Annotated in this window: 11 protein-coding genes; all 11 read right to left on the minus strand. The window is 67.0% G+C overall.

The annotated features are described in order from the left end of the window. Window positions 1-45 precede the first annotated feature (45 nt). The gene (locus ABEA50_RS16710) at window positions 46-1,014 is read right to left on the minus strand and encodes an ABC transporter substrate-binding protein (protein WP_345496311.1); all 969 of its coding nucleotides are present in this window, start codon (window positions 1,012-1,014) and stop codon (window positions 46-48) included. 92 nt (window positions 1,015-1,106) lie between these two features. Next, complete coding sequence (entS, locus tag ABEA50_RS16715) at window positions 1,107-2,360, minus strand: enterobactin transporter EntS (RefSeq protein WP_345496312.1); 1,254 nt, start codon at window positions 2,358-2,360, stop codon at window positions 1,107-1,109. After that, window positions 2,357-3,736 (minus strand): cation:proton antiporter, encoded by a 1,380-nt coding sequence (locus ABEA50_RS16720; RefSeq protein WP_345496313.1) that lies wholly within the window; start codon window positions 3,734-3,736, stop codon window positions 2,357-2,359. Before ABEA50_RS16720 ends, entS begins: the two co-directional genes overlap by 4 nt. A 2-nt stretch (window positions 3,737-3,738) precedes the next feature. After that, window positions 3,739-5,244 (minus strand): tryptophan 7-halogenase, encoded by a 1,506-nt coding sequence (locus tag ABEA50_RS16725; RefSeq protein WP_345496314.1) that lies wholly within the window; start codon window positions 5,242-5,244, stop codon window positions 3,739-3,741. Between the two features lie 68 nt (window positions 5,245-5,312). After that, window positions 5,313-5,555 carry a phosphopantetheine-binding protein gene (locus tag ABEA50_RS16730; RefSeq protein ID WP_345496315.1) on the minus strand — a complete coding sequence of 81 codons (243 nt, stop codon included), beginning with the start codon at window positions 5,553-5,555 and terminating at the stop codon, window positions 5,313-5,315. A 46-nt stretch (window positions 5,556-5,601) separates the two neighbouring features. Next, the gene (gene panD / locus ABEA50_RS16735; RefSeq protein WP_345496316.1) at window positions 5,602-6,009 is read right to left on the minus strand and encodes an aspartate 1-decarboxylase; all 408 of its coding nucleotides are present in this window, start codon (window positions 6,007-6,009) and stop codon (window positions 5,602-5,604) included. Window positions 6,010-6,174: 165 nt separating this feature from the next. Then, window positions 6,175-7,011, minus strand: a complete 837-nt coding sequence (locus ABEA50_RS16740) for a siderophore-interacting protein (protein WP_345496317.1) — start codon at window positions 7,009-7,011, stop codon at window positions 6,175-6,177. Next, on the minus strand, window positions 7,008-7,883 hold the full coding sequence (locus ABEA50_RS16745) for an ABC transporter ATP-binding protein (RefSeq protein ID WP_345496319.1): 876 nt from the start codon (window positions 7,881-7,883) through the stop codon (window positions 7,008-7,010). The genes ABEA50_RS16740 and ABEA50_RS16745 overlap by 4 nt, the downstream gene beginning before the upstream one ends. Beyond that, a complete protein-coding gene (locus ABEA50_RS16750) occupies window positions 7,880-8,953 on the minus strand; it encodes a FecCD family ABC transporter permease (RefSeq protein ID WP_345496320.1) in 1,074 nt (357 codons plus the stop codon). Before ABEA50_RS16750 ends, ABEA50_RS16745 begins: the two co-directional genes overlap by 4 nt. Further along, entirely contained in the window at window positions 8,950-10,044 is a 1,095-nt protein-coding gene (locus ABEA50_RS16755; protein ID WP_425577656.1) for a FecCD family ABC transporter permease, read from the minus strand. Before ABEA50_RS16755 ends, ABEA50_RS16750 begins: the two co-directional genes overlap by 4 nt. 95 nt (window positions 10,045-10,139) lie before the next feature. Next, window positions 10,140-11,879, minus strand: a complete 1,740-nt coding sequence (locus tag ABEA50_RS16760) for an ABC transporter ATP-binding protein (RefSeq protein WP_345496322.1) — start codon at window positions 11,877-11,879, stop codon at window positions 10,140-10,142. Window positions 11,880-12,174 lie beyond the last annotated feature (295 nt).

The raw sequence follows: 12,174 nt of genomic DNA on the forward strand, positions 1-12,174 counted from the left end.
ACAGCGGCGCAATGAGATCCTGGTAACCATGCACACCCGGCGTTGTTACAAGCTGCGAGCGACCGACGCGACGGTTTCGAGGACTTCCAGCCCCTGCCCGTAATGCAACGTCGTGAAATACGGCAACGGCACCGCGTGGCCGGATTGGACGGCGGGTAGGCGCGACCATGCCGGGTTGGCGAGCAGCGCCCGCACCTTCGCGGCGGGGCGGCCGGTGTTGTCACCCTGGATCAGGATTACGTCCGAATCACGCAGTACGTCAACCAATTCCATCGAGTACTCCTTTGTCGTACTCAGGCCGCCGCCGGTGCCCGCTTCGTGCGAGATGTTCGAGAATCGCACACCGGCGTCGGCGACGACTATGCCACTCCACGAGCCTGGTAGGGCCAGGTGCCAGGTGGCGGTGTTGCTTGTGCCCATCACCATGCTCCAGCGGGTGCGGGCGAAGACGTCGTGGAATTCGGTGGCGATGGCGTTCGCGCGGTCGGTGTAGCGGCGTTGTAGGGCTTCGGCTTCCGCGCGTTTGCCTACCGCGTCGGCGGCGTCGATGGCGCGGCGTTTCCAGTCGCCCGCGTCCACCGCGGCGAACAGGACTGTCGGGGCGATTTCGGCGAAACGGTCCTTGTTGGGGTCCGGGGCGTGCGGGAGGTAGGTGCCGAGGATGAGGTCCGGGTCGTGGGTGAGGACCTGTTCCGGGTCGGCTTTGATGCTCGCGCCGACCTTCGGCAATTCGCGGTAGATGTCGAGATACTCGGCGAGCAGCTGGGATTCGTCGAATTGGGCTACCGCCGTGGGTCGTACGCCGACATCGAGGAGGGCGCCCGGTGTGTAATGGTCCACGCAGACGACGCGTTCGGGATGTACCGGTACTTCGACCGGGCCCTCGAAACCCTGGACCGTTCTGGTCGCGGCATCGGCCGAGTCACCACCGGAACCGCCACAGGCGGTGAGGGCGGTGAGGGCGAGCGATCCCGCTGCGGCACCGAGAAATCCACGGCGATTGATCGTTCGCACGGCATATGTCCTTGTTGTCGATGAGCACGCCGCGTCGAGCGGGTGTTGTTCGGATTAAACGATTTTCGGTGCGCGCGTGCCATGGACGGCGATCACTCGGCCGCGACCTGCTCGCGCGTGTCGAGCTTGCGCAATGTCGCCAGCACCGCCCACAGCACCAGCACGAGCACGCAACCGCCCGCGCCGTAGACGAGGAAGACCTGGCGCACCGGAACAAGATTCGCGATGACACCCGCGACGACCGATCCCGCGGCGGCCGCCGCCGTGACCTGCGCGGTCCATACCCCGGACACGCGTCCACGGAATTCGTCGGGAGTGTTGTTCTGCACCACCGCGAACCGCGCGATATCGCCGACCACTCGACCGACGCCGTAGGCGATCAATCCGAGGAACGCCACCGCGGTCACGCCGACGAGCCCGGCGCCGACCATGCCCGCGGCCGAAATCAGGGTCGCCGCGAACAGCACCTGACCACCACGCCGAATCGACCCCGTCCAGCCCGAGGTGAGCGAGCCGAGGACCGCACCGACAGCGGGCGCCGCGAACAGCAGGCCCGAGGTCGTCGACCCGCCGCCGAGGACTTCCTCGACATACGCGGGAATGAGCGTGCCCCACCCCGACAGCAACATCGTCACGAATCCCACCAGCAGCGCCGCGCCCACCGTCCGATGCCCGAAGGCGAAGGCGAACCCGGAAACCATGGCCCGCAACGGTGATTCGGTGTGTGTCCGGCGAGCGGGCATGGGGTCCAGCCGCGCGATGAGCACGGTGGTCACCAGGCTCGCCGCGGCGGCGAACCAGAAGTTGGCGGCGACACCGGCCCAGGCGATGAGCACACCACCGAGTGCGGGTGAAGCCATCGCGCCGAGGTCGGCGGTCAATGCCATCAACGCACCGGCCGCCGCCATCTTGTCGCGCGGAATCAATCCCGGTGTCGCGGCGACCAGTGCCGTGGACGACACCCCACCCGCGAGCCCGTCGACAACACCCGCCACGAACACCAGCCACAGCTGCGGGGTCGGCAGCATGGCGTTCACCGCGAGCACCGCGAACGCCACCATCGCGCTGCCCCGCGCGAGCACGATGACCAGCCGACGATCAAAATGGTCGGCCAGCGCGCCACCGGCCAGGGTGCCCGCGAAGGCGGACAACCCGATGACCGTCGCGACCGTCGCCACCTTGGTGGTGGACCCGGTCATGTCGTAGACCTGAATCGGCAAGGCCACCATCAGGAATCCGATGCCGAACACCGAGACCGTGCGCGCGATGAACAGCGTGCGGAACTCCCTGCTCGTGCGCAGCGGCTCCAGGTCGATGGTGAACTTGCGCGCTATCGCATTGCTCACGTTCGGCGCTCCTTCGATCCTTGCTCTTCGGTTGCCGGAATGTCCGGAGTGCTATCGGCCAACGCACGCTCGGTCAGCATGCTCGGGTCCCATTCGGCCGCCAGTTCGGCGCGCTTGTCTTCCTCGGTGTCATGGTCGACCTTGCGCATCGAGACCCGCAACAAGGGCGGTGCCATCACCGAGGTCACCACGGCGACGAACACCACCACCGTGTACGAGGCGGTGTTGAGCACGCCGAGTCGCAGACCCGTCATCGCGATGACGATCTCCACGGCACCACGCGCGTTCAATCCCGCACCGAGCGCCACCGCTTCCCAACGCGGCAGCCGCACGAGCATCGCGCCGAGATAAGCGCCGACGAACTTGGCGGCGACCGCGACGATCAGCACCACGACCGCCGAGAGGGCCACGGCCGGATCACCGAGTACCCGTAGGTCCACCCGCAGACCCGCCGTCGCCAGAAACAGCGGCGCGAAAACGACATTCACGACGGTGAACAATGGCGCGAGCGGACGCCCGTGTCGATTGCCGATGACCAGTCCCGCGAAGAACGCCCCGAGAATGGCCTCCAGGTGCAGTGCCTGCGTGATCGCCGCGTAGCCGAGCACCAGGGCGACCACGATCGCAATCACCGCATTCGGTTCCCGCGCGCCGACCGCCGTGAGCGCTTTGCGCGCGAGCGGACGCAATACCAGCAGCGCCACGAGGATCACCCCGACCAGCGAGAGCACGGTGATCGCGATATTTCCCGCGCGAGCGCCGACCGTCGCCATCGCGCCGGTCACCGACAACAGCAGCCACCCCAGCGCGTCGTCGACGGTGCCGGAAGCCAACGTCAACTGACCGACATTGCGGTGCAGCAAACGCATTTCGGTGAGCGTCTTGGCGATCACCGGAATCGCGCTGACCGACAACACGGTTCCGGTGAACAGCGCGAAGACCACCGGCGAGGAGTCGCCGCCGATCAGCGCGCTCGGCGCGAGGAACCCGATGCCGATGCCCAGCGCGAGCGGGATCACGAACGCGAAACCGCTCACCCCTGCCACGATCTTCGCGCGTCTGCGCACGAAGGTCAGATCCAGTTGTGCCGCAGACAATCCCACCAGCAGCAGGATGCCGATCTGGCCGATCGCGTCGAGCAGATTCTGTTGCGTCGGCACCGCGGGAAACAGCCACTCCTGCACGGCGGGAGCGGCTGCCCCGAGTATCGACGGTCCGAGTACGACACCGGCCACCAACTCGCCGACGATGTTCGGCAACCCGATCCGGTTGGCCAGTTTGCCCAACAGCACCGCGGCCGCGAGCAGGAACACCACTTGCAGCAGCAGCACGAGCATGGCGTGCTCGCCGATCAGCGCAGCCGGTGTGGGGTGCATGATCAGTTGGCGACCGTCGCGGGTTCGGCCCAGTGCATACCGTCGGACGACGGTACGAGCCCACCCTCCAGCAACGGCGCTTCCACGGTGTCGGCACCGGTGGCCGCACGCGCCTGGAAGGCGTTCATCTCCTCCATCACGTCACGCACGACGGGCGCGTTGAACATGTGGTTCATCCGCTGACCCGAATCGGTGTCCATCCCACCGGTTTTCGTGGTCGCCTCGGTGAGCGCCTCGGTGGAGGAGGCGAATTTGCCGATCAGCGCGTCGGGGTCGGTGAGCGCGTTCTCACCGGAGAAACCACCCGCGACCAGCGAGACGAACGCGGCCATGTCGGTGCGGTCCATCTTGGTGACCTTGCGCGCACGCCAGAAGTAGGAGTCCTCGGACTGTTCCATGTCGTAGAACGAGGAGAGGAATTCGTAGAACACGGCGTATTCGCGGCGGTAGCGGCCCTCGAATTCACCGAACGCGCGTTCTTCGTCGAGTTGCCCGGACAGCACGCTGTTGATCGAGCGTGCGGCCAGCACCGCGGAGTAGGTGGCGAGGTGGACGCCGGTGGAGAACACCGGGTCGATGAAGCAGGCGGCGTCGCCGACCAGCACCATGCCGTTACCCCAGAACTTGGTGTTGGCGTAGGAGTAGTCCTTGCGGGTGCGGATCTGGCCGTAGGTTCCCTCGGTGACCCTGGTGGCGTCCGACAGCATGTCGTCGACGATCTCGCAGCGGCCGATGAATCGGCGCAACGCGGCTTCCTGGTCGCCCTGCACCTTGGCCGCGTGTTCCTTGGCGATCACGGCGCCGACGCTGGTCAGTTTGTCGGTGAGCGGGATGTACCAGATCCAGCCCTCGTCGAAGGCCGCGCACAGGATATTGCCCGAATCCGGTGCGGGCAGGCGCCCACCGTTCTCGAAGTAGCCGAAGAGCGCGACGTTCTGGAAGAAGTCGGCGTAGACGCGTTCGGAGCCAGCGCTCTTGCTGAGCCTGGTCTTGTTGCCGCTGGCGTCGACGACGTACTTGGCCTCGATACGGTGTGTGCCACCGTCGGCGTCGGTGTAGGTGACCCCGACGACACGGCCGGTCTCGTCGGTGATGGTTTCGCCGACCCGCGAGTTCTCCCGCACGTCGACACCGGATTTCGCGGAGTGCCGCAGCAGGATCTCGTCGAACTTCATCCGCTCGACCTGGTAGGCGTGCGAGTAGGGTCCGGCGAACTCCGGGGAAATCGCGAACAGGAAGTTCCACGGGACCGGGCTCTTACCCCATCGGAAACTGCCGCCACGCTTGCGCATGAATCCGGCTTCCTCGATCTCGCGTTCCACCCCGAGTAATCGACAGACGCCGTGAATCGTTGCGGGAAGCAATGATTCACCGATCTGATACCGGGGGAACTGCTCCTGTTCGAGCAGGATCACCGACCGTCCGCTCTTGGCGAGCAGCGTGGCGACGGTGGAGCCACCAGGCCCGCCGCCGACCACCACGACATCAGCGTTCTCGATTTCGCCCATCAGTCTTTCCTCGATTCTTGTTCACCGAAATTCGTCGCGCGGATTCGCCGCCCGCGCGACAAGAAGAGTCAGGGCACGATCACATCGAGCCAGGCGCCGAGCACCGGATCGGAGGCGAGGGTGACCAGATCGGCGTGCGGCGCACCGCCGGCGCGCCACTTCTCGACCAGCGACATCAACCGCACCGAGTCCATCCCCACGTCGAGCAGGTTGGTGTCTTCGGTGAGTTCGGTCGACGAGATATCGAGCACGGTGGCGATATCGGAGATCACCGTCTCGCGATCGATGACGGTCGAGACTTCTTCTGCCATGGTGTTTTCCCTGTTCACTAGGCTGGAATGGTGTGCGTGCCGCGCGTTACCTGGAGGAGAGTTGGCCGAGCGCGCCCGGCACGGGCTGCGCCGGGTCGTTGCCGAGCGCCACGATTTTGTTGGCCTCGTCGACGTGCACGACCTTGGGCTTGTGCACCGCGACCTCGGCCGCGTCGAGTTGCAGGAACGACATGATGATCACCAGGTCGCCGGGGTGCACGAGGTGCGCGGCGGCGCCGTTGATGCAGATCTGTCCCGACCCGGCGGCACCGGTGATCACATAGGTTTCCAGCCGAGCGCCGTTGGTGATGTCCACGATCTGCACCTGCTCGCCCTCGACGAGATCGCTGGCACGCATCAGGTCACTGTCGATGGTGACGGATCCGACGTAGTGCAGGTCGGCCTGAGTGACCGTGGCGCGGTGGATCTTTCCGTTGACGAGCGTGCGAAGCATTCACGTTCTCCCAGTACCTAGTTCGCCGAAAGCGACGGTTCGTTCGCGCGCGGGTCTCCACGCGCCCGTCGTACCGAGAACTTAGGCTACACTAAATTTACTTCGCAATGCTACCGTAAATGTCACATCTTCGGATAGGCTAAATACTTCTCAAATCGGACTGATTCAGTCGTCTTCCTCGGCGTGATGGTCCAGATTGACCGTCCCGACCCGCCAGTAGCCGTCGATCTTCATCTGCTCCTTGGGCAGCTTCAGCTCATTCACCAGATACCGGCGTACCGGCTTCAACGACAACGCCTCCCCCGCGGCCCACGCGAACCCCCGGCCCTCGGGCGGTGCCCACGCCGTCACCGCGTCCGCGAGCAGCGAGGTGGTGCCCGGTGCGGCCGAACCCCGGTGCAGGTACCGCACCTGGACCGATTCCGGCAACGCGATCTCATCGGCCTCGTCACGCACCTCGACGAACGCGATCACCTGCTTGCCTTCGGGCAATTCCTCGGCCCACCGGCACAGCGCAGGCAGCGCCGTCTCGTCGGCGACCAGCAGATACCAGTCGTAGCCGACCGGGTAGATGTAGGAACCGCGCGGACCGATCGCCCCCACCCGATCGCCTGGTTGCGCGTCCGCCGCCCAGCTGCCGCCGATGCCGTGCGTGTGCAACACGAAATCTATGGTCAAGCTGGGCTTTTCGGCATCGAACGCGCGGACGGTGTAATCACGGAACTGCGGGCGCTTCCCGTCGGGCCGCGGCGCCATCCCTTTCGGTCCGATCACCGGCAACACCAATTCGCCGGTCTCCGGGTCGGGAAAGAACATCTTCAGGTGCTCATCGGGCGCCATCGGCACGAACGGGAACTCCCGCTCCAATTCCTGGCCGCCGAGCACGATGCGCTGCATCCTCGGGGTGAGCCGGTAGGACTCGAGCACCTCCAGGGTGCGGGGGCGCAACTCGTGCAGCACCAGGTTGACCGTCTGCTGGTCCGGGGTCGTCGTCTCGCTCACAACAATTCCTTCCGTGCGGCCTCGATGGCACCGCTGGTTTCTTGCCTCAACGTGTCGACGCCGCGCCGTTCTCGCTCCCGTGCACGCGGAATCACCAGCGGCGTACCGGATTCCGGGTCTTCGATGATCCGGCAGCGCAATCCGAACACGTGTTCCACCAGCTCGCTGGTGATCACCTGCTCCGGCTTTCCCTCCGCGACGACGGCACCGTCCTTCATCGCGATCAGGTGATCGCCGTAGCGGCAGGCGTGATTCAGGTCGTGCAGCACCGCCACCAGCGTTTGTCCGCCACTGTGATTGAGGTCGGCGAACAGTTCGAGCAATTCGATCTGATGGGCGATGTCGAGGAAGGTCGTCGGCTCGTCCAGCAGCAGCAACGGCGTGCGCTGCGCCAGCACCATGGCCACCCACACACGTTGGCGCTGTCCGCCCGACAGTTCGTCCACCGTCCGGCCCGACAGTTCGCTCACCCCGGTGGCGGCCATCGCCTCGACCACCGCTTCCTCGTCGGCCCGCGACCACTGCCTGAGCAGCTTCTGATGCGGGTAACGTCCGCGCGCCACCAGGTCGGACACCGAAATACCCTCGGGGGCAATAGAAGTCTGCGGGAGCAGGCCGAGACGGCGCGCGACCTCCTTCGCCGGATACGACGAGATCGCCTTACCGTCGAGCAGCACGCTGCCGCTCGACGGTGTGAGCAGGCGCGACAAGGCGCGCAGCAGCGTGGATTTGCCGCACGCGTTCGGCCCGACGATCACGGTGAAAGCGCCGTCGGGGATCGACACCGAAAGATCCGCGCTGATCACCCGCTTGTCGTAGCCGATCGTCACCTCGTGCGCGGACAGCCGCGTTTCCTGCGTTGTCGAGCTCATCGACGCACCTCCCGTGCCAGCAGCCAAATAAAATACAAACCACCGATCGACACCGTCACCACGCCGACCGGCAACTGGGCCGAGGCGAACGCGCGCTGCGCGATCCAGTCCGCGGCGCTGAGCAACAACGCGCCCATCGCCGCCGCCGGCAGAATCGCGACACCCGCCGTCCTGGTCAGTCGCCGCGCCAATTGGGGTGCCGCCAGCGAGACGAAGGCGATGGGTCCCGCCGCGGCGGTGGCCAGCGCGGTCAGCCCGACGCCGACCATCATCAATGCCAGCCGGGTCGGTTCCACCCGCACACCGAGCGCGCGGGCCGCGTCGTCACCGAGTTCGAGCACCGGCATTCGATACGCCAGCAACACCGCACACGGCAGCAACACCGCCAGCACGGCAGTCACCGGACCCACCTGGGTCCAGTCGAGTCCGGACAGCGAGCCCGAGCCCCACACCGCCGCCGACATCGCCGCCGCGAGATCGACCTTCACGATCAACCAGACGTTCATCGAATGCAGCATGGCGCTCACCGCGATGCCGACGATGATCAGCCGGAAGCCCTGCACACCGCTCTTGAAGGCGAGCAGGTAAACCACTGCCGCCGTCGCGATTCCGCCGATCATGGCGCCGAGGGCCGTCGCGTAGTAGTCGCCGTGCACCAGCAGGATCACCACCAACGCACCGGTGTAGGCGCCGGTATTGAAACCGATGATGTCCGGACTGCCCAACGGATTTCGGGTCAGGGACTGGAAGATCGCACCGCTGGCACCGAGCGCGGCGCCGAGCATGATCGCCAGCAATACTCGCGGCAGACGCCACTGATTCACCACGAGCTCCACCCGGCGTGGCGCGTCGCCGAACAAGGCGCGCAACACCTCTGACGGGGACACCGAGAAGTCGCCGGTGCCGAGTGCGAGCACCGCGACGGCCGCGGTCAGGGCCAGCAGCACCGCCACCACCGCGACCACCCGTAGGCCGACCCGCGCCGAGAGGCGGCCAGGCAGCCGAACCACCGCGACCCGACGGCCGAAGTCCGGTCGGTTCCGCGTATCCAGCTCGGCGCCCGTCTTCACAGTCCGCTCGCCTTCGTGCGTCGTACCAGCAGGATCAGGACCGGCGCACCGACGAACGCGGTGACGATGCCGACCTGGAGTTCAGCGGGCCGCAAGACGAGTCGGCCGAGTACATCGGAGAGCAACAACAGCGTGGGTGCGCCCACCATCGTGTAGGGCAGAATCCAGCGCTGATCCGGCCCGACGATCCAGCGCGCCACATGCGGAACCATCAGCCCGACGAAGCCGATCGGCCCGACCGCGGCCGTCGCCGCGCCGCACAGCAGCGTCACCGCGACCACACCGAACCGACGGGTCGCGCCGATATCGGCGCCGAGCGTCCTGGCCAGATCGTCGCCGAGCGCGATCGCGTTGAGCGGCCGCGCGATCGACCACGCGATCAGCAGCCCGACTCCGATGAAGGCGGCGACCACCCACACCACATCCAGGTCGATGCCGCCCAGCGATCCGGCGTTCCAGGAGCGCAGATGATCGAAGGTATCGGGGTCCAGCAGCATCAAACCGTTGGTGACACCGGTGAGTACCGACCCCAGCGCGACACCGGACAGGGTGATCCTGATGGGTGTCGTCCCGTCCCGACCGAGCGAACCGAGCACATACACAGCGACCGTCACGACGATCGCACCGAGGAACGCGAACCACACATACGACCAGATACTCGTGAACCCGAACAGCGCCACCGCGAGTGCGACGAAGAACGCAGCACCGGCGTTGACGCCGAGAATTCCGGGGTCGGCCAGGGGGTTTCGGGTCATCGCCTGGATCAGCGCGCCCGAGACGCCGAGCGCCATGCCGACGAACAGGCCGAGTACCGTGCGCGGAATCCGCAGCGAACGCACCACCAGTTGATCGGCGGAGCCGTCGTAATGCCACAGCGCGTCCCACACCGTGTGCAGCGCGATATCCCTGGTGCCGACGGTCAGGCTCAGCACGCAGGCCAGCACGAGGACGGCGAGCGCGACGAGCAGTCCCGCCGCGCGCACCGTGTTCGTCGTGGCCTTGCCCTGACGGGGTGCGGGTTTGTCGTCCGGGTTCTTTGCCGCACGAGCGGCTGGCGACTCGACCGATGCGTCGGTGGTCTTCGCGAGCATTCCGTTGCTCGCACCGTTGTTCGCCGGTGACGGCGCGGAAAGGACCGCGTCGGCGCCGGAGTGGCCGTTCGATTCGATGTTTCCGAGGGGTCCGTTCACGTTCCTGCTCCCGCGCGGATCTGCCACCGCTGCGCCCTGTTTTGCTCGTTCCAGAAGCTCGCGTATCGCCCGTCGAGAGCCAGCAACTCGGTGTGCGTTCCGGTTTCGGCTACGCGACCGTCCTCGACGAAGACGATGCGGTCCGCGGCGCGCACCGTGTCGAGGCGGTGCGCGATCACCAGGACCGTTCGTCCCTCGGTGAGGGTGGCGGTGGCCGCCCTGATCGCGGTCTCGTTCTCGGTGTCCAACGCCGAGGTGGCCTCGTCGAGCAGCACCACCGGCGCGTCCTTGAGGAGTGCGCGTGCCAGCGAGATCCGTTGTCGCTCACCACCCGACAGTGCGGAACCGACCTCGCCGACGGGAGTGTCCCAACCTTGCGGCAGCCGCGCGACGATCTCGTCCACCCGCGCGAGCGCGGCCGCCTCCGCAAGCTGCCCCGGGGTCGCGTCCGGCTTGGCGAGCAACACGTTTTCCCGGATCGTCGCGTCGAACAGGTACACGTCCTGGAACACCATCGAGATGCGCGAAAGCAGATCCGCCGCGCGCAGCTCGCGAATGTCGGTGCCGCCGAGCGTGATCGAACCGGACTCGACTTCCCAGAACCGCGCGACCAGGCGCGCGAGCGTGGTCTTGCCGGATCCGGACGGGCCGACGATCGCGCAGATCGAGCCCTGCGGTACGTCGAAGGAGATGTCCTCGAGCACACGGCGTCCGGATTCGTAACCGAAGGCCACCCCGCGCAACGCGATCGAGGAGTCGGTGGGCACCGGCGCGACGTCCGGTTCGGCCAGCGCCGGCGTCGCGATGATGGCGGCGACCTCGGCAAGTGTGCGTTCGGCCGCCCAGATGACGCTGCCGGTACGCCCGAGTGCGGCGACCGAATCGGTGAGCATGGCGGCGAGCACGGTCGCGCACACCGCCGAGGGCACACCGAGACCCGAACCATCGGTCCGCACCAAGACGGTGAGCAGCACCGCGGCCACCAGCAGCGCGGTACCCAGCTGGAAGGCGACCGCGCCGATGATGGCGCCGCGGAAGTAGGCGGCCGATGCGGCGCGGGCGCGGCGCAACGCGTCGAGGACTTCGGTATTCGCCCGTGCCGTCTGTCCGCAGGAGCGCAGCACCGCTTGGTGTTGCGCGAACTCCACCAGCTCGCCATTGATCCGCTCGGTGACCGTGTTCCCGGTCGCGGTGGCACCGCGCAGCAGCCGCGCCGCCACGAAGTGCAGCACCACCAGCACCGCCAGGCCGGCCGCGGCGACCAGACCGGTGGTCGGATCCAGCACGAGCAAGGTGAGCAACACGACCACCGCCCAGGTCGCGGCCCGAATATTCACCGCGACAACACCGTTCAGCGCCGCCGCGAGCATGCGCGCCGCATCGCCGGTGAGCCTGGTCAACGCGTCGGCACTGGCGGGCGAGAACCAGCCCAGCGGCAGTCGCACGGCATGCGCGGCCAACCGGTGTTGCAAGTCGGCGACGGTCTCCCCGCTTACCGCACGTTGCCGCGCGGAGGCCGTCCTGTTCGCGCCGACGGCGACCACCAGCAGCACCGCCAAGGTGGCCGCCCACCACCACGCGGCGGGAAAACGCTGCTCGATCAGCGCGGACAGCAGCGGAACCAACACCGCGAAGCACAGGCCCTCCAGCAGCGCCGAACCGACGATCAAGCCGTAGCAGCGCCGCAGTCGAGCCGCCGTCGCCGCCCCGGCGACCCCTTCGGGAATCTGAATCATCGCGACAGCACCCCTTGCGCGACGGAGTCATCGGCACAGACTCCGCGCGGCCGGACTACCGCCGCACGGCACGTACTCCGCACCGCGGTGGCAGGCGTAGCCGCGTCGGCCGGGTTCCCGTCGATCACGGTCGTTGCGGCGCAAGGCATCCGAGGCACTGTCGCCGGTGCGGTCTCAGGCACAAGCAGGATCACCATCGCGGCCTCAGTCGCCATCGCGGTCCCAGTCCCAATCGCGGGCGCGGTCCCCGTCCCAGCCGCGGGCGCGGTCCCAGTCCCAGCCGCGGGCGCGGTCC

Origin of the sequence: Nocardia callitridis (genome assembly GCF_039543305.1) — a bacterium.
Lineage (GTDB): Bacteria > Actinomycetota > Actinomycetes > Mycobacteriales > Mycobacteriaceae > Nocardia > Nocardia callitridis.